The 16,768-nt window shown below is 69.6% G+C and carries 15 protein-coding genes; 8 read left to right on the forward strand and 7 right to left on the reverse strand.

Going from position 1 to position 16,768, the window contains the following annotated elements; translation table 11 throughout:
* Positions 1 to 113: 113 nt before the first annotated feature.
* Positions 114 to 1,286, reverse strand: a complete 1,173-nt coding sequence (locus D7V88_RS26925) for a metallophosphoesterase (protein WP_120543490.1) — start codon at positions 1,284 to 1,286, stop codon at positions 114 to 116.
* A gap of 196 nt (positions 1,287 to 1,482) precedes the next feature.
* On the opposite strand from D7V88_RS26925, the gene sitA6 reads away from it, so the two are divergent.
* A complete protein-coding gene (sitA6, locus tag D7V88_RS26930; protein WP_120543491.1) occupies positions 1,483 to 2,172 on the forward strand; it encodes a SitA6 family polymorphic toxin lipoprotein in 690 nt (229 codons plus the stop codon).
* Positions 2,173 to 2,175: 3 nt separating this feature from the next.
* Positions 2,176 to 2,895: a SitI6 family double-CXXCG motif immunity protein gene (gene sitI6 / locus D7V88_RS26935; RefSeq protein ID WP_120543492.1), complete on the forward strand. Its 720-nt coding sequence runs from the start codon at positions 2,176 to 2,178 to the stop codon at positions 2,893 to 2,895.
* A 4-nt stretch (positions 2,896 to 2,899) separates the two neighbouring features.
* Here the strand turns inward: sitI6 and D7V88_RS26940 are convergent, their stop codons facing one another.
* The 3 genes from D7V88_RS26940 to D7V88_RS26950 form a co-directional block, all read right to left on the reverse strand.
* On the reverse strand, positions 2,900 to 3,436 hold the full coding sequence (locus D7V88_RS26940) for an FHA domain-containing protein (RefSeq protein ID WP_120543493.1): 537 nt from the start codon (positions 3,434 to 3,436) through the stop codon (positions 2,900 to 2,902).
* 95 nt (positions 3,437 to 3,531) lie between these two features.
* Positions 3,532 to 5,166, reverse strand: a complete 1,635-nt coding sequence (locus D7V88_RS26945) for a long-chain fatty acid--CoA ligase (RefSeq protein WP_120543504.1) — start codon at positions 5,164 to 5,166, stop codon at positions 3,532 to 3,534.
* Between the two features lie 111 nt (positions 5,167 to 5,277).
* Entirely contained in the window at positions 5,278 to 6,315 is a 1,038-nt protein-coding gene (locus tag D7V88_RS26950; RefSeq protein ID WP_120543494.1) for a 6-phosphofructokinase, read from the reverse strand.
* Between the two features lie 206 nt (positions 6,316 to 6,521).
* Here D7V88_RS26950 and D7V88_RS26955 point away from each other — a divergent pair, with 206 nt between their 5' ends.
* A complete protein-coding gene (locus tag D7V88_RS26955; RefSeq protein WP_120543495.1) occupies positions 6,522 to 7,289 on the forward strand; it encodes a glucosamine-6-phosphate deaminase in 768 nt (255 codons plus the stop codon).
* A gap of 158 nt (positions 7,290 to 7,447) precedes the next feature.
* Here D7V88_RS26955 and D7V88_RS26960 read toward each other — a convergent pair whose 3' ends face one another.
* On the reverse strand, positions 7,448 to 8,254 hold the full coding sequence (locus D7V88_RS26960; RefSeq protein WP_120543496.1) for a lytic transglycosylase domain-containing protein: 807 nt from the start codon (positions 8,252 to 8,254) through the stop codon (positions 7,448 to 7,450).
* Between the two features lie 524 nt (positions 8,255 to 8,778).
* On the opposite strand from D7V88_RS26960, the gene D7V88_RS26965 reads away from it, so the two are divergent.
* Positions 8,779 to 9,246 carry a hypothetical protein gene (locus D7V88_RS26965; protein ID WP_120543497.1) on the forward strand — a complete coding sequence of 156 codons (468 nt, stop codon included), beginning with the start codon at positions 8,779 to 8,781 and terminating at the stop codon, positions 9,244 to 9,246.
* Between the two features lie 31 nt (positions 9,247 to 9,277).
* On the opposite strand, the gene D7V88_RS26970 is transcribed toward D7V88_RS26965, so the two are convergent.
* Together D7V88_RS26970 and D7V88_RS26975 are read right to left on the reverse strand one after the other, a co-directional pair.
* Entirely contained in the window at positions 9,278 to 9,829 is a 552-nt protein-coding gene (locus tag D7V88_RS26970; RefSeq protein WP_120543498.1) for a hypothetical protein, read from the reverse strand.
* Between the two features lie 18 nt (positions 9,830 to 9,847).
* Complete coding sequence (locus tag D7V88_RS26975) at positions 9,848 to 10,450, reverse strand: hypothetical protein (protein ID WP_244238416.1); 603 nt, start codon at positions 10,448 to 10,450, stop codon at positions 9,848 to 9,850.
* A gap of 352 nt (positions 10,451 to 10,802) precedes the next feature.
* On the opposite strand from D7V88_RS26975, the gene D7V88_RS26980 reads away from it, so the two are divergent.
* The 4 genes from D7V88_RS26980 (at position 10,803) to D7V88_RS26995 (ending at position 16,748) form a co-directional block, all read left to right on the forward strand.
* The gene (locus D7V88_RS26980) at positions 10,803 to 11,459 is read left to right on the forward strand and encodes a carboxypeptidase-like regulatory domain-containing protein (protein WP_244238417.1); all 657 of its coding nucleotides are present in this window, start codon (positions 10,803 to 10,805) and stop codon (positions 11,457 to 11,459) included.
* On the forward strand, positions 11,456 to 12,274 hold the full coding sequence (locus D7V88_RS45245) for a hypothetical protein (protein WP_120543501.1): 819 nt from the start codon (positions 11,456 to 11,458) through the stop codon (positions 12,272 to 12,274). The genes D7V88_RS26980 and D7V88_RS45245 overlap by 4 nt, the downstream gene beginning before the upstream one ends.
* Before the next feature lie 49 nt (positions 12,275 to 12,323).
* Positions 12,324 to 13,748 carry a hypothetical protein gene (locus D7V88_RS26990; RefSeq protein WP_120543502.1) on the forward strand — a complete coding sequence of 475 codons (1,425 nt, stop codon included), beginning with the start codon at positions 12,324 to 12,326 and terminating at the stop codon, positions 13,746 to 13,748.
* Between the two features lie 213 nt (positions 13,749 to 13,961).
* Positions 13,962 to 16,748, forward strand: a complete 2,787-nt coding sequence (locus tag D7V88_RS26995) for a hypothetical protein (RefSeq protein ID WP_120543503.1) — start codon at positions 13,962 to 13,964, stop codon at positions 16,746 to 16,748.
* Positions 16,749 to 16,768: the final 20 nt, after the last annotated feature.

The raw sequence follows: 16,768 nt of genomic DNA on the forward strand, positions 1-16,768 counted from the left end.
GAATTGGATTTTCGAAAGCATGGGAGTGCTCCTTGTCCCCCCTGTATGTGGCCGGTCCAGATCCGGTTACAGCGCCACGCACGACCTTTCAGAAAGCCCCAAAGCCCGGGTGTTCAGACGCTGCGCAGGGTGAGCAGCGTCACCTCGGGCGGCACTCCGATGCGGAAGGGCATCCAGTGCCCCGTGCCGCCGGAGACGTAGAGGTGGCTGTCTCGGAAGCGGTAGCGCCCCAGCATGTGCTTGAAGGCGAAGCCGAACAGCGGGATGCCCAGGAAGGCCACCTGTCCGCCGTGGGTGTGGCCGGCGAGCGTCAGCCGGGCGCCCTTTTCGGCGGCGTACGTGAAGAAGTCCGGGTGGTGGGACAGGCAGATGACGACGTCGTCCGGCTGGCCTCCCTGGAAGGCGGTGTCCGCCGAGTGCTTCCAGCGTGAGTCGCGCACGGTGCGGCTGCGGCCGGACATGGGGAAGTCCACGCCCACCACGCGCACGCGCTGGCCGCCGTGCTCCAGCACGTGGGATTCGTCCACGAGCAGGCGGACCGGGGCGCCGCGCTGGGCCAGGGCCTCGTAGCCGCCCAGCACCTCTTCCAGGCCGCGCCAGTGCTCGTGGTTGCCGAGGATGGCGAGCATGCCGTGGCGGGCCGTCGTCGCGGCCAGGGCGGCCATCGTCGCGTCCACCTGGTTCACGTCGTCGATGAGGTCGCCCGTCATGACCTGGAGGTCCACGCCGGCCGCGTTCATCGCGTCCACGGCGCCGCGCAGGTACTCGGGGCTGATGAAGGGGCCCACGTGGACGTCGGTGATCTGCCCGATGCGGAAGCCGTCGAGCGCGGCCGGGAGGCCCTTCAGCTTCACCTCCACCTCGCGCACGGTGAAGCCCAGGCTGCCGCTCACGACGCCCAGGGTGCTCCCCGTCACCGCGAGCACGGGCATGGCCTGTCCGGCCTTCACGAGCAGGCCGCGACGCTCCAGGTCGACGCCGGGAGGCGCGGCCTTGCGACGGCGCTCGCTCCACAGCTTCAGCACGAGGAACGGCAGGCCCAGCAGCATCACCCCCAGCGCGGCGATGCTCCAGATGACGGCGAACAGCTTCACCGGCACGAGGGGCGCGGGCGTGTCGTGGAGGCCGTAGCCGGTGAGCGCGGGGACCGTCCAGGCCACGAACGCGAGCACCATCAGGCCCAGCAGCACGCCATGGCGCCACCCGCGCGTGACGGCGGGCCACAGCCTGCGCAGCACGAGGTACGAGCCCAGGTAGACGAACAGCAGGACCAGGAGCCTTCCCATCGTTTCCGCGCTCTCCGTCACGTCCCGGGCTCAAGAGGTCCGGGGCCGCCCTCGAAGTGAGGGAGCCCGAGGATAACGGAGCCCCTGACAGCGCGCTGTCCCACCGACACCAGGGTCGCTCGCCTGAGTCACGGCGTACCTGAGGGTCTGAACGGGAAATCCCTGGATGATAGAGGGCTCAGCTTCTGGAGGCGGGATGCGCGCGTGGTGGCTGTGGGGCGTGTTGTTGGCAGGGTGTGCCTTGGTGTCCTCCCCGACGCAGGAGTGGGAGAGGACGGACGAGGCGGCGTGGGAGTGCGAGGCCCGCGACGAGGACCAGTGTCTCAGGCACGTGTGCGAGGAGGGTATCTGCGCCCTGTTCCGGTGCGAGGACCTGGACCCGGACCGACTGGTGCGCACGCGGAGCGCGGCGGCGGTCGCGCCGGTGTTCGTGGCCCCAGGGAGTGGACCTCAACGGACGTGGGGCAGTGCGCAGGGCGTGCCGGGCGACGCGGTGCCCGTCATGGTGTTCCGCTGGCACCCGCGCGAGAAGCTGCCGAGCGAGCTACGGCGGGAGAAGGCCCGGGAGGAGTGGGCGAAGCGGCCCAAGGAGCGGCACCACATCTTCCCGCAGGCGTTCAAGTCGCACTTTGACGGGAAGAAGATCAACATCCACAAATACGTCCTGGCGGTTGATGCGGAGGTTCATGCACGCATCCATCGCGGTGGGCAGGGCGGGCCCTGGAACAAGGACTGGAAGGCCTTCATCGATTCCCGGGGACAGAGAGCCGACGTTCCTCGCCATTTCGAGCATGCCTCCTGGATGATTCAGAAGTACGGGCTCTTCGGCTTGACGGTGACGTACTGGCAGCAGGTCGAGCTCATGCCCGTGCCCTTCGAGGACTGAACGATGCGTTACTTCGAGATTCGTGACCCGGCCGAGGATGCGGAGTCACAATGGAGCGGCGCGTATCGGGCCACGCACCGATGGCACCTGCCAGGAGTCGACTGCCCCAAGTGTGGGAGCTGGGCTGGAATGGCCGCATACCCTTCCGTGGATCTCTCGAGGGTTGATGAGCCCGTGCTGGCGAAGGTGACGGGGCCCACGAACTTCGCGGAGTACATGCGATTGGTATCCCTGGTTCGGCCCTGCCTTCCTTCCGCGATTCCTATCAAGGGGGGGAGTTTCTTCGGGCCCATGGTCGGAACAGCGCGAGGAAGCTTCGGTCCCATCTCCTGCGACCCGCCGTGGGAAGTGGTCCTCCGCGAAGATGCGGTCGAACTGCTCAAGGCAGAGGGCCTGAATGGCGTTATCGCGGTTCGGATGGAACTCAAGTCCCGCCGAAGCACCACACCCGCGCTCTACGAACTAGAGTCGCGCCCCCTCGCGAAGCTGCACCCCGACTGCATCGGAGAATGGACGACGCCTCCGTGCGACGTTTGCGGTCGGCCCGAAATGTTCGACCTGCCGCCGAAGCGCTGGCTGCTGCGCTCCTCCATCCCGGAAGGGCTCGACGTCTTCGGCATCGAAGGGGCGAACCCGCGCGTGGTCAGCGAGCGCTTCGTCGAAGTCATCCAGCGTCTGGGCCCCGCGGACGTCACCTACCGCGAACTGCCCGCCGCCGACTGACCCCTCACATCCCGCCGCCCGGGCTCGCGAGCCGCAGGTGCGAGTGCAGCGTCTCCGCCCGCAGGTACAGGAACTGCGCGTCGCCGAACGACAGCGCGTCCCCGTCCGTGAGCAGCCGCACCTCGCCCTCGCCCAGTGCCGCCGCGTTCAGCCAGGTCCCGTTCATCGAACCCAGGTCGTGCACCGAGCATGTGCCCTGCTGCTCGTGCCAGCGCAGCACCGCGTGCTGCTTCGACACCGACGGGTCGTGCACCATCAGCGCACACCCCTCCATGCGCCCCACCCGCAGCTCCTGTCCGTCCGACGCCGGCGCCAGGAAGTGCACCTCCAGCGAATCGAATCCCTGGAGCATCACCAGCAACCGGTCCACCAGCCGCGACCGGTGAGCCATGCCCACCGTGCGCGCTTCCGCCAGTCGCAACGCGACTTGCTGGAACACCGGCTCCGGGGGCTGTTGGATGAGCACCACCGGTCCGGAGGCTTCCAGGAACGCCTGGACGGGGGCGTAGGCGAACGGGCGGAGCTGTTGGACGGAAGGCATCACCTGCCTACCGTACCTCCAGCCCCGCCCCAGCGCGAGCCGCCGGCCCCGAGGGACCCCCGGGTGTCAGGTGCCCGGCGGTTGTTTCAACCACTTCAGGACGCGACCGGCGCCCTCAGCAGGTGGTCCCCGAAGTCCTCCCGGAGCTTCATCTTCAGGAACTTCCCCGTCGACGTGCGCGGAATCTGCGGCACGAAGAGGAAGTCATCCGGCAGCCACCACTTCGCGAACTGCTTCTCCAGGTGTGCCGTCAGCTCCGCCTTCGTCGCCTCCTGCCCCGCCTTGAACACCACCGCCGCCAGCGGCCGCTCGTCCCACTTCGCGTGCCGGCCCGCGAACACCGCCGCCTCCAACACGGACGGGTGCGCCATCAGCGCGTTCTCCAACGCCACCGAGCTGATCCACTCGCCGCCCGACTTGATGACGTCCTTGCTGCGGTCGGTGATGTGCAGGTAGCCCGCCGGGTCGATGGTCACCACGTCGCCCGTCTTGAACCAGCCGTCCGCCGTGAAGCGGTCCTTGCCCTCGTCCCCGAAGTACGAGGCCGCCACCATGGGCCCGCGCACCTCCAGCTCGCCCATCGCCTTGCTGTCCCAGGGCAACACCTCGCCCGTGTCGCTCACGTGGCGCGTCTCCACGAAGGGCACCGAATAACCCTGTGACGCATACGCATCCAATTGCGCCTCCGGCGACGCCGCGTGCAGGTCCCCCTTCAGCCGCGCCAGCGTGCCCACCGGGTTCATCTCCGTCATGCCCCAGGCGTGCAGCACCTCCAGCTTGTGGCGCTTCCTGAACCCGTCGATGAGCGACGGCGGCGCCGCCGAACCGCCAATCACCATGTGGCGCATCGCGCTCAGGTCCCACTTGCCCGGCTCGCGGTCCAACTGCGCCAGGATGCCCAGCCAGATGGTAGGCACACCGCCCGCCACCGTGACCTTCTCATCCCGCATCAGCTCCAGCAGCGACTGGGGGTCCAGGTGCGGCCCGGGCAGCACCTGCTTCGCCCCCGTGAGCAGCGCGTCGAAGGGCAGCCCCCACGCGGCCGCGTGGAACATGGGCACCACCGCCAGCACCGTGTCCGTGTCCTTCAGGCCCAGCACTTCCGGGAGGCAGCACACCAACGTGTGCAACACGATGGAGCGGTGGCTGAAGAGCACGCCCTTCGGGTTGCCCGTCGTGCCGGACGTGTAGCAGAGCATCGCCGCGCTGTTCTCATCCAGGCGCGGGAACGCGAACGTGTCCGACTCCGCCGCGAGCAGCTTCTCGTAGTCCAGCCGGCCTTCCGGCACCGGGCCGTCGTCCGGGATGACGATGACGTGCTTGATGCAGGCCGCTGACTTCTCGAACTTCTCCAAGAGCGGCAAGAGCGACCGGTCCACCACCACGACCGTGTCCTCCGCGTGGCTCGCGATGTAGGCCAGGTCCTTGGGGTGCAGCCGCAGGTTGAGCGTGTGCATCACCGCGCCCATCGACGGCACCCCGAAGTACACCTCCAGGTGCTGGTGATGGTTCCAGCTCAGCGACGCCACCCGGTCCCCCGGCTTCACCCCCAGCCGCGTCAGGGCGTTGGCGAGCTGGCTCGTGCGCTTGTGGAAGTCCGCGTACGTGTAGCGGTGCAGGGACTTGTCCGGGTTGCGGCTGACGATCTCCTGCGCGCCGTAATAGGAGCGCGCACGCTCCAGGAAGTGCGTCAGGGTGAGCGGGAAATCCATCATGCGACCGGTGAGCATCGGCACCATCCCTTCGCGAACGGGTGAAGGGATGGATGCTACCGGATGCGCGGCGCCATGCCCTCCACTCCAAGTGGAGGAGGGCATGGCGCAGTACGTCAAAGTCGACTGTCAGCCGAAGAAGACCTGGGCGACCTCGAAGAACTCCTTGGGGACGCGCTTGAGCTCGCGGGTGGCCTCGGCCAGGTGCTCGCTGACGATTTCGTTGCCGCGCAGGGCGGCCATCTTGCCGAACTCGCCGCGGGCCACCATGTCGCACGCATGCACGCCGAACCGGGTGGCGAGCACCCGGTCGTGCGCCGTGGGGGCGCCGCCGCGCTGGATGTGGCCCAGCACGGACACGCGCGTTTCGAAGCCGGTGCGGCGTTCGATTTCGGAGGCGACGATGTTGCCCACGCCGCCCAGGCGGGGACGGCCGGCTTCATCCAGGGAGCCCGTGGTGACCAGCTGTTCGTTCTGGTTCGCGGACATCTTGATGCGCGTGCCTTCGGCGACGACGACGATGGAGAAGGTGCGACCTCCCGCGTGCCGGCGTTGCAGGTGCTGGGCGACGGCCTCCAGGTCGGCGGGGATCTCCGGGACGAGGATGACGTCCGCGCCGCCCGCGATGCCCGCGTAGGTGGCGATCCACCCGACGTGCCGACCCATCACCTCGCAGACGATGACGCGCTTGTGGGATTCGGCGGTGGAGTGCAGCCGGTCCACGGCCTCTGTGGCGATCATCACGGCGGTGTCGAAGCCGAACGTGAAGTCGGTGCCGTTGAGGTCGTTGTCGATGGTCTTCGGCACGCCGACGATTCTCACGCCCTCCTGGGACATGCGCGTGGCGGCGGAGAGGGTGCCCTCGCCGCCGATGGCGATGACCGCGTGGATGCCATTGCGTTCAATGGCGCGCTTGACGCGCTCCAGACCGTTCTCCACCTTGAACGGGTTGACGCGCGAGGTGCCGAGGATGGTGCCACCCCGGTGCAGGATGCCGGAGGTGGTCTCCCGCGTGAGGCGGAAGTGGTTGTCGTCCAGCAGGCCCTTCCACCCATCCCGCAGACCCATCATTTCGAAGCCGTGCTCGCTGGCACGGCGGACGATGGCTCGGATGACCGCATTGAGGCCGGGGCAATCACCCCCGCCGGTGAGCACGGCGACTTTCATGAGCCGGGTTCTAGCCCGACCCGGGCCCCGCGTGTGAGGACCGTTTGTACCGAGCGCTCAACGGAGGATGCTCCCGCCCCCAGGGCGTGCGGGGAGCCGGCCGTGTGCCGTGGGCCTGTTAATGGCCATTGCCGCGCGGCGCAACGCACGCAGCGGCTGGGGGGCTCGCGACCTGGACGGGCGGGACGGCGTATGCTGGAGGGCTCATGAACCTACGTGTGTTCGAGACGGAGCAGGACGCGGCCAGCACTTGCGCGGCGCGCATCGCCGAGGCCGTACGTCACACGCCAGAGCTGGTGCTGGGGCTGACCACGGGGCGCTCGCCGCTCAACGTGTACCGGGGCCTGGCGGAGCTGGCCGCGAAGGGGTCGCTGGACCTGTCGCGGGCGACGACGTTCAACGTGGACGAGTTCCTGGGCCTGCCGCCGGAGGACGGGGGCAGCTTCCGGGCGTACATGGACCGGCACTTGTTCCGGCATGTGAATCTGTCAACGCAGCGGATCCACTTCCTCGACGGGTGCGCGCCGGACGCGGAGGCCGAGTGCGCGCGCTACGACGCGGCGCTGGCGGCGGCCGGGGGCATGGATTTGTTGCTGTTGGGCGTGGGACCCAACGGCCACATCGCGTTCAACGAGCCCGGTGAGGTGCTGACGGCGACGAGCCACCGCGCGCGCCTGAGCCGGGAGACGCGGCTGTCGCATGTGCTGGCGTTCGGTGACGACCCGTCGCGCGTGCCCATGGCGGCGTTGACGCTGGGCATGGCGGCGGTGCTCCAGGCGCGCAAGGTGGTGGTGCTGGCGTTCGGGGTGAACAAGGCAGCGGCGGTGACGGCGATGGTGCACGGGCCGGTGACGCCCCGGTGCCCGGCGTCGTTCCTCCAGCTCCACCGCGACGTGGAGCTGTGGCTGGACACGGGCGCGGCCAGTGGCCTGCAGGCTTCGCGGGTCGAGGCGGCCCGCGTGCGTGGAGGCTGAACGTCGTCCGTGCGGATCCAGCGTCCTCTCCGGGACGCGTGGGAGGCGCCGCGCTGGACGGCACCTGCTCCTGAAGGGCTCGGGGCGTGCGCGTGCATGGAGGCGGCACGGGACAGCTCCTGCTTGTTCTTCCAGAGGCGCGGACTTCCCCCCGCGGCCTACGGCTTCTGCGCGGAGGCGAGCCGGGGCGGAGCCTTCCCGGAGGACGCCGGCCGGGGCGCGGGTTTCTTCACGGGTGTCGTCACTTTCGGGGCCCCGGAAGGCTTCGCGTGCGCACCGGACGGTGGGGCCTTCCTCGCGGCGGCCTGTGCCACGGGCGCCCGCTCCGATGCCTTCGTCGGGGACGTGGTGACCGTCCGCTTCACCACCACGGGGACAGGCGGCCGGGTGTGCGCGTAGGCCGCGAGCACCTTGACCACGTAGAACTCCGTCTCCCCGTTGCGCGGCACGTGCCCGTTCACCGAACCCGGCCCCGCGTTGTACGCGGCCACCGCCAGTCGCACGTCCCGGAACCGGCGCAGTTGCTCCGCAAGATAGCGCCCGCTCGCGTCGATGGAGGGTGCCGGGTCGAAGGGGTCTTCCACCCGCATCAGCGCGGCTGTGTCCGGCATCAACTGTCCCGGGCCCATCGCCCCCGCGGGCGAGATGCGGTGCACCCGGGTCTCCGACTCCACCTGGATGAGCGCCCGCAGGAGCCCCGGCGGAATCCCATGCCGGCGCTCGGAGTCCGCGATGAGTGGTTCCAGCGGCGGGTGCGCGTCCAGCACGCACGCGGGCCGGTGCGCCGCATAGGCCCCCAGCGCTCGCGCCTTCGTCTTCAGGAAGGAGAAGGACAGCGGGGACACCTGCGTCCCGCCCAGCCACGCCACGCCGACGTTGAGCAGCACCACCGGCACCAGCACGCACGGCGCCAGCCACGCCCATTTCGGAATGTCGAAGCCGCCCACGGTCCGCTTGCGTCCCACCCTCCCCACTTACGGTCCCCGTGGCGTTCCGTCCAACTTCCGACCCAGGCAGGTCGCCCGAAATGCGTTACCCGAGCGTGCCGGGCCGCGCCTTGGGAAACCTGTCCGACTGTCGGACAGGTTCGGACGCCTTGTCCGAGGAGGAGTGCCTGCGTCCATCGACTTTGGCTGCATCCACTCGCGCCGGGCTTCGCACCGGATTCGTCAACGAACTTCTGGCGACCTGTCTGGCGTCGTGCCCCTCGCTCCGGGGGCCTGATGCCGTCCTGCCCGGCTTGTGACCAATCGCAGTCTCGTGCTCCTTTCGGCCTCGACGCGTGCTCTCCCGTGTTCCGGGCCTCGCGCGGTCCCGTCCGGCTTCCGACGCCTCGCCGTGAACGTCCGCTTGCGTCCCATCCCCGGGGGCCGGCGCCTGTCTCGCGGCCCACGGGGCCCTCCGGGGCCTGTGCACTGACGTTCGCTCCGCATTGCCAGCGCGCCTTCGCGTGCCCATCCCAAGGGGGGGGCGGACGGGGGAGGGGACGATGATTGGCATCCCGCTGGGCTGGGCGTATTCGAACTTCGCGGAGTGGGCGCTGCGCCGGTACGTGGCCCCGGGCCGCCGCAATCCTCCCTCGCCACCGCATGCGTCCTTCGCGGCGTCACCCTGCGCGGACGCGTACCTGCGCTCGCTGTGGACGCGCGCCACGGAGTGGCGGGAGCGGATGGGCCTGGCCGTGCTCGCGCTCGCGCACGCGCCCCTGTTCCCCATGGCCCCGTTCTTCGTGGGCACCGTGTGGGCCTGCGCGTTCAACTTCCACCGCGTGCACCGCCGCGCGCACCTGGACCCCGCGTGGGCCCGCGCCAACGTGCCCTGGCTCTGCGACCATCACCTGGGGCACGTGACGGACGCGAACTGGTGCGTCACGCATCCGTTCTTCGACAACGTGTTCGGCACGCGCCACGAACACCTGGGCATCCAGCCCCCCGCGCCCGCCCCGGCGCTGTCCTGACGCCAGGACGGAAGACTCGCGACGGGGTCCGTCAGAACAACAGGCCGAAGTAGTTGGCGCTCGCCTTGGCGCCCACGCACACGCGGACGTCCGCGCTCCACGGCTGCGTGGGCAGCGAACCCTCGGCCTTGAAGAGGAACTCCAATTCCTCCTGCTTCGCCAGGTCCAGCACGTCCACCGCGCCGCTGCCGGTGAGCTGGAGCGTGTTCGTGGCACCGCCCGTGCCCGAGCCGCGGAACTCGCCCAGCAGCACGTACTCCACGGAGCCCGGCTTGCGCACGGAGAGGCTCGCGCGCTGGATGCCGCTGATGTCGGTGGTGGCGGTGGCGTTGAAGACCTTCAGTCGCAACTGGGTCTCCACGTCGGTGTCCTCGGGCAGCGCGCTGGCGAAGTCGCCCAGCGGCACTTCGATGGCCTGCTCCACGGAGGCGCTGCCCGGGAAGGCGGCGGGGAAGGACAGGTCGTCCTCGGTCTTGCAGATCTCCTCGGCCTCCACCTCGATGGTGAAGAGCGACTCACAGCCCGTGGTGAAGAGGGGCAGGGCGCAGCAGAGCAGGAGGGTGCGGAAGTTTTTCGTACGCATGGTGGGGAGTCTCCTGGCTCAGAAGAAGTAGAGGATGAAGCCCAGCTTCACCGACGGGATGGTGGCGCGCACGTGCAGCGGCCCCGACGTCACGGTGTCGTCGTTGGCCGCGTCCTGGATGAGCGGCGTGGGGTCGGGCACCGTCAGCGCCACGTAGCTCAGGCCCACGTTCAGGAAGAAGTTGAAGCGGCTCTGCGCGCCCACCTCCAGGCCCACGCTGCCCGTCACGTAGTTGTACGTGACGTCCCGGATGGCCTGCGACGTCGTGCTTGGGTCGCGGCCCAACCAGTCCAGCACGTCGCTGTACTCGGAGCCGAAGTAGTGCCCGACCTCCGCGTTGAGCGACGGTGTGATGAACGTGTCCAGCGGCAGGATGCTCACCCCGCCGCGCAAGCCGAAGCTCAGCGTGTTGGTGGTGGGGCCCGCCTGCAGCCGCACCCACTTCGCGGGCTTGAGCACCGCGGACACGCCAATGCCGTGCGGGGCTCCCGCGTCCACCAGCAGGCCCAGGGTGTGCTTGTTGCCGTCCTCGTCATCCGCCAGCGCGGGGGTGGCGAAGCCGAGTACGGCCAGACACCCCAGCGCGAAGCCGGAGGAAAGAAGGGGGGTGCGTTGTCTCATCGAAAGGGTGTCCATCGTCATGACGAAAGTTCCACGGTGGTTGCCGGCCCGGAGGTCATCTTTCGCGGAAGGTGGCCCGGAAGAGAAGCCATGTCGTGTGAAACCCGTACGGGCTTTCCGGGATGCCGCGATGTGCGGAGGAAGGACTGCCCGGTTCCCGACAGGGAGGACGTCCGCGTGCGTCGTGACCCGGGGTCTTCAATCCCTGTCGGGTCAAGGACGTCCCACTCCATCCCGTGGGTGATGGGCGGACGCGTGAGGTCATGCGAGCGTACACTGGACAGGCACGGCGTCGCGTTGGACAGGCCGGGAACCGGGGGGCCAAGAGATGATCGACGAAGTCGATCAACGCATGAAAGCGTGGGTAGGCCGTATCGCCACGGAGGCCCCCGTGTACCTGGGTGTGCCCGACCGGGACTCCATGGAGCGGGGTGTCTGTCTTTACCTGCTGGAGCTGGGACCCGCGCCCCTGTCGCGTCCCGGCAAGCGGAACATCCTTCAGTTCTCCGTCTGCTATCTGGTGACGGTGGGCGCGGACACGCCGGAGCGCGCGCACCGGCTGCTGGGCGACCTGGTCTTCGCGGCCATGAGCGACAAGGACATCGAGGTGGACCTGAGCCCGGTGCCGGCCGCGCTCTGGGCGGGACTGCGTTCGGTGCCGCGCCCCGCCTTCCGCCTGCGGGTGCAGGTGCGCAAGGAACAACCCCTGGCGGAGGTGCGGTGTCTGTCATTGGTGGACAGCGTACCCCCTCCGGGCGGGCTGCTGGGCCAGGTGGTGGGGCCCGGGGATGTGCCCATCCGCGGCGCGTGGGTGGCGCTGCCCTCCCTGCAACTGAGCACGCGCACGGATGCGCAGGGCCACTTCCAGTTCCCGCGCGTGCCGCCCGTGAAGTCGCTGGGCCGGCTGGAGGTGCGGGCCGAGGGCGAGCTGCTGGCGTTGGATTCGGAGGTGCTCGCCTCGGGGACGACGCCGTTGATCATCCGGATGCCCGTGAAGGAGGACGGATGACGCGCGGTGCTCCTCAAGCCGAAGCCGTGGGGGACTGGGTGCCTCCACTCCGAGCGCGTCGCCACCTGGCCTGGGTGCTGGCCCTGGCGCGCTGGGTGAAGGGCTGGGCGGAGCGGGTGCTGGCCGAACATGCCGCGGCGCTCGCGAAGGCCACGGTGGTCCTGGGCGGGGCGCGGGTGCGCTCGATGCCCGTGCGTGAGCCGGACGTGACGCTGCTGCCAGTGGCGGTGCCGGCGCCGTTGTGGCCTCCGCGCCTGGAGGTCTCCAGCGCAGCGCCACCGGCACCTCCCGTGACGTCCGAGGCCCTCCGACGCTTGTCGGAGCCGTTGGATCCCGACGCGCCCACGCCGCGCCTGAACACGCTGCGGTGCGTGCCCATGGCGGACGGCGCTTCCCCCTTCGACCTGGAGCCGGAGGAGGGCACGCCTCCCAGGGCACCGCCCGGTGTGCCCTTCGGCTTCGATCCGGACGACCTCCTGCCCGCGGAGCCCGGGGCGGTGGTGGCGCTCGCGCCCGACCCCGCGGCCCTGCTCCAGGCCGCCGCGCGTTCCCTCCCCGACATGACGGCGCATCCCGCTGCGTCGCTTCACGAGGCGCCCGCCGCCTCCGCGCCGCGTCCGTTGCAGGCCGTGCCCGCGCTTCCCAGGGACCCGGCGAGGGAGCTGCTCGCGCTCATCCGGGAGTCCGAGGGCACACCCACCCAGCCCCCCGTGCCCTGGCTCGAAGCCCCTCCGCCGCCTCCCGCCGGGTCCGCCGACGCGCAGGAGGTGTTGCGTCAGTGCGAACGTCTGGAATTGGAGAAGCCAGGGCAATAGGCCGGGTGTCAGGACGCCCGCGTTGCGCGAGGCTATGCTTCGCGGTGCGATGTCCCAGCGCTCCCGACCCAGCACAGACGCTTCAAACCTCGTCACGGCGTCCGACGCCGAGCGCCAGTTGGAAGGGCGCGCGGAACTCATCACCGCGGCTGTGCGCCCCCACGAGGAATTGGAGGCGCTGCTCTCCGGTCGTCGCTGGCGGCGGGAATTGCTGAAGCGGCCGGCGCTGGTGCCCGCGCTCGTGGCCCAGGCAGCGGCGCTGAAGGAAGCGCTGGAGCGGATCCACCGTCGTGCGGCGACGGAGGCCTGGGAGGCGTCCACGTCCGTGTGGCGGGAGGCCCGCGAGCTGTCGGAGCGGCGTGAGCGGCTCACCGTCCTCGCGCGGCGCAGGCTGGAGTCCCTGGCCGTGGCGCCTCCGGACCTACCGCTCGAAGAGGCACTGACGCGGCTGGATGCAGGGGTGCGTCAGTCCGCGAACTGGGAGCTGACCCCGGGCGAGGTGCTCGCCTTCGAGACCGACGCCCGCTGGCATCCCGGCCGGCGCCTGATGCGGGGGCTCATCCCCCATCCGAAACGGCGCTTCTCCGCGGTCCCCTATTTCGTGCCGGTGGGATTGGGCGTGTTGGGCGCGCTGGTGATGGCCGACACTCCCCCCTCGCTCCAGGATGTCGCACCCGCGCTCTTCATGATCGTCACCTTCGGGCTGATGGCGACCATCGTGGGGTCCGTGCTGTGGCCGCTCTTTCGCTCGCTGCTGTGGCCCCTGCTGGGCTCCGGTCAGGTGCGGATCACCAGCGAGCGGCTGCTCTGGAAGCCGGCCTTCGGTGCACCCCAGGCGGTGCGACTGGGCACGATTCCCGACGGTGGCATCTCCGTGGATGGCTTCACGCTGGACCTGCGCGTGAAGGGCGACCGGCAGGTGCATGCACGGACGGTGTTGGATGCCGTGGAAGTGGCCGCGCTCCTGGAGTTGCACCGACAGCCGCCCCTGCGCGGCGCGGCGCGGCGCGGAGTGCGCCTGGAGCGGGTGGCCATCCTCGCCGCGACGCTCGAGGAGGCGGGGCAGGAAGCGCGCAAGGGGCACTGCGTGCTGCACCCCGGGGGCGTGTCCTTCATCCCCGAACAGCAGGGGCCGCAGGCCCTTCAAGCCATCACCGGTAAGTCCACGTCGCTGGAGGCGTTCCACGCGGATGGGGTGTTGGAAGCGCTGCGCTGGTTGCCCCGGGCGGAGTTCGACGCGTGCGTGGCGCGCGTGGTGAAGGCCACGGGCGGCACGTCCTGGGACGCGCGGGCCGCGAGACATGTTCCGGAGACGTCTGCGTCGAAGGAGGTCCGCATCAAGTCGGGCGGGAGCGTGTTGAGGGGCCAGTGGGTGTGGGCCCAGGCGGCGGCCGTCGAAGCGGTCCTTCGGGACTGGTCCTCGGGGGCCCGGTTCCCACGGCTCCGAGGCCCCTTCCGCTATCGCGAGAAGTAGCGCCCGGCGCCAGCGGCCAGGGTCCTTCTGGCCGTCCCACGGGTGACCCTTTCCACCCCCTACGCGACCCGCCGGCCATCCTGGTTGCGTAGAGAGGATGTCGTTGCGCCGTGCAATGATTTCCTCCGGGTCCAGGCCCACCCGTTCCCCAGCTCCAGACGCCCCAACTACAGTCGAAGTGGGGTCACCCGCCCCCCTTCCCAGAGAGACATCATGAACCCCAGACACCCGGCCGTGCGCCGTGGCGTGGCGCGAGCCCTGTCCGCCGCGCTGCTGCTGTTGAGCTTCACCGCGTCCGCGCAGCACTTCACCGTCTTCGAGAGCGGTCAGGTCCGCCCGCTGTCGCTGTCTCCCAACGGCCAGTGGCTCTTCGCGGTCAACACGCCAGACAACCGGCTGGAGATCTTCCAGGTGGGCACCAGCGGCCTGACGCACACGGGCTCGGTGCCGGTGGGCCTGGAGCCGGTCGCCGTCGCCGCCCGCACCAATGACGAGGTCTGGGTCGTCAACCACCTGTCCGACAGCGTGAGCATCGTGCGCGTGGACTCAGGGGGGCAGGGGGGCGCCGTGACGCGGACGCTGCTCGTGGGGGATGAGCCCCGCGACATCGTCTTCGCCGGCACCGGGAAGAAGCGCGCCTTCATCACCGCCGCGCACCGGGGACAGAACACGGGGTTCGACCCGCAGCTCACCACGCCGGGCATCGGCCGCGCGGACGTCTGGGTGTTCGACTCGGAGAGCCTGGGCGCGACGCTGGGCGGCACGCCGCTCACCCGCATCACCTTGTTCGGAGACACGCCGCGCGCGCTCGCGGCCACGCCCGACGGCTCGCGCGTGTACGCGGCGGCGTTCCATTCCGGCAACCGCACCACCGTCATCCACGAGAGCCTGGTGCCCAACGGCGGCGAAGCCTTGGGCGGTGTCCCCGGTCCCAACGTCAACCACCAGGGCATTGCCGCGCCGGAGGTCTCCGTCATCGTGAAGTACAACGGCGCGGACTGGGTGGACGTGCTCAACCGTCCGTGGACGTCCTATGTGCGCCTGTCCCTGCCGGACAAGGACGTGTTCGCCATCTCCGCCACGGCCAATCCGCCCGTGCAGGTCGCGGGCGCCGCGGGCTCGTATGCGGGCGTGGGCACCATCCTGTTCAACATGGCCGTCAACCCGGTGAGCGGGAAGGTCTACGTCAGCAACACCGAGGCCCGGAACGACCTGCGCTTCGAAGGCCCCGGCACCCTCCTGGGCAGCACCCTGCGCGGCCACCTGCACGAAAGCCGCATCACCGTGCTGGGCAGCGCGGGGAGCGTCGTGCCCCGCCACCTCAATTCCCACATCAACTACGCCGCGTGCTGCGCGGCCACGCCCAACACGGAGAGCGAGAAGAGCCTCGCGCAGCCCACGGGCATGTCGGTGACGTCCGACGGTGCCACGCTCTATGTCGCCGCGTTCGGTTCGTCGAAGCTCGGCGTGTACGCCACCTCCGCGCTGGAGGCAGGCACCTTCGTGCCCAGCACCGCGAACCAGATTGAATTGAGCGGCGGCGGCCCCACCGGCCTCGTGCTGGATGAGGCCCGCAACCGCCTCTACGTCCTCACGCGCTTCGACAACGCCATCTCCGTCGTCAACACCACGACGAAGACGGAGGTGGCCCACCTGCCCCTGTTCAACCCGGAGCCTCCGAGCGTGGTGCAGGGCCGCCCGTTCCTCTACGACGCGCGCTCCAGCTCCAGCCACGGTGATGCGTCGTGCGGCAGTTGCCACATCTTCGGCGACTTCGACAGCATCACCTGGGACCTGGGCAACCCGGACGGCAACGTGACGGCCAATGGCAACCCCATCGTCCCGGTGCTGGCGGAGTTCGGCACCGACCCGACGTTCGGTCAGGACACGGCCTTCCACCCGATGAAGGGCCCCCTGTCCACCCAGAGCCTCCGCGGCATGGCGAACCAGGGCCCCATGCACTGGCGCGGGGACCGCACTGGTGGCAACGCGGCGCCGAGCCTCCAGCCCAACGGCGGAGCCTTCGACGAGGTCGCGGCCTTCAAGCAGTTCAACCCGGCGTTCATGGACCTGCTCGGGCGCAACGCGCAGTTGACGACGGCGGAGATGCAGAAGTTCTCCGACTTCATCCTCCAGGTGGCCTATCCGCCCAATCCCATCCGCAACCTGGACAACTCGCTCAATGCATCACAGCAGGCGGGCCGGGACTTCTTCGTCAACACCACCAGCTTCTTCCAGGGTTCGTGCGAGGCCTGCCACCGCGTGGACATCAACGCCAACCCGACAGAGGGCCCCTTCAAGGGCTTCTTCGGCACGGACGGGAAGAGCTCCTTCGACGCGGAGCCGCTGTTCCCCAAGGTGCCGCACCTGCGCAACATGTACCAGAAGGTCGGCATGTTCGGCGCGGGCTTCCCTTTCGGGAACACGCCCACCGACCCGTTTCTCGGGGACCAGGTGCGAGGCATTGGCTTCAACAGCGACGGCGCCATCCCCACGCTGTTCCTCTTCAACAGCGGCTTCGACTTCCACCCCATCTTCAACGCGGTGGGCATCCCGGACACGCCCGCGGGCTTCCAGGCCAAGAAGGACATGGAGCAGTACATGTTCGCCTTCGAAACCAACCTGGCGCCCATCGTCGGACAGCAGGTGACGCTCACCTCCACCAACGCCACGGTGGCCGGGCCGCGCATCGACCTGCTGGTGGCGCGCGCGAACGCGGGCGAATGTGACCTTGTCGCGAAGGGCCGCGCGGGCACCTACGAGATGGGCTTCGTCTACGTGGGCAGCGGGCTGTTCAAGACGGACCGCGCGGCGCTGCCGCTGGTGCCCGCGGCGTCGCTCCGCTCGGCCGTCGCCGCGAACCACGGTCTGCTGACGTACACCTGCACGCCTCCGGGCTCCGGGGTGCGCGTCGGCATCGACCGGGACCTGGATGGGTTCTTCGACGGGGACGAACGGACGGCGGGGACGAACCCGGCGAACCCGGCCAGCCACCCCTGAAGTGAGGTGAAGCGAGGGGC

Source organism: Corallococcus terminator (genome assembly GCF_003611635.1).
Lineage (GTDB): Bacteria > Myxococcota > Myxococcia > Myxococcales > Myxococcaceae > Corallococcus > Corallococcus terminator.

Bases quoted from the DNA above. Each gene is read 5' to 3' on its own strand.
- D7V88_RS26950 (WP_120543494.1), bottom strand. From the start codon at position 6,315: ATGAAAGTCGCCGTGCTCACCGGCGGGGGTGATTGCCCCGGCCTCAAT.
- D7V88_RS26945 (WP_120543504.1), bottom strand. From the start codon at position 5,166: ATGCTCACCGGTCGCATGATGGATTTCCCGCTCACCCTGACGCACTTC.
- D7V88_RS26925 (WP_120543490.1), bottom strand. From the start codon at position 1,286: ATGGGAAGGCTCCTGGTCCTGCTGTTCGTCTACCTGGGCTCGTACCTC.
- D7V88_RS26980 (WP_244238417.1), top strand. From the start codon at position 10,803: ATGAAAGCGTGGGTAGGCCGTATCGCCACGGAGGCCCCCGTGTACCTG.
- D7V88_RS45245 (WP_120543501.1), top strand. From the start codon at position 11,456: ATGACGCGCGGTGCTCCTCAAGCCGAAGCCGTGGGGGACTGGGTGCCT.
- sitA6 (WP_120543491.1), top strand. From the start codon at position 1,483: ATGCGCGCGTGGTGGCTGTGGGGCGTGTTGTTGGCAGGGTGTGCCTTG.
- sitI6 (WP_120543492.1), top strand. From the start codon at position 2,176: ATGCGTTACTTCGAGATTCGTGACCCGGCCGAGGATGCGGAGTCACAA.
- D7V88_RS26990 (WP_120543502.1), top strand. From the start codon at position 12,324: ATGTCCCAGCGCTCCCGACCCAGCACAGACGCTTCAAACCTCGTCACG.
- D7V88_RS26975 (WP_244238416.1), bottom strand. From the start codon at position 10,450: ATGAGACAACGCACCCCCCTTCTTTCCTCCGGCTTCGCGCTGGGGTGT.
- D7V88_RS26995 (WP_120543503.1), top strand. From the start codon at position 13,962: ATGAACCCCAGACACCCGGCCGTGCGCCGTGGCGTGGCGCGAGCCCTG.
- D7V88_RS26955 (WP_120543495.1), top strand. From the start codon at position 6,522: ATGAACCTACGTGTGTTCGAGACGGAGCAGGACGCGGCCAGCACTTGC.
- D7V88_RS26970 (WP_120543498.1), bottom strand. From the start codon at position 9,829: ATGCGTACGAAAAACTTCCGCACCCTCCTGCTCTGCTGCGCCCTGCCC.
- D7V88_RS26965 (WP_120543497.1), top strand. From the start codon at position 8,779: ATGATTGGCATCCCGCTGGGCTGGGCGTATTCGAACTTCGCGGAGTGG.
- D7V88_RS26940 (WP_120543493.1), bottom strand. From the start codon at position 3,436: ATGCCTTCCGTCCAACAGCTCCGCCCGTTCGCCTACGCCCCCGTCCAG.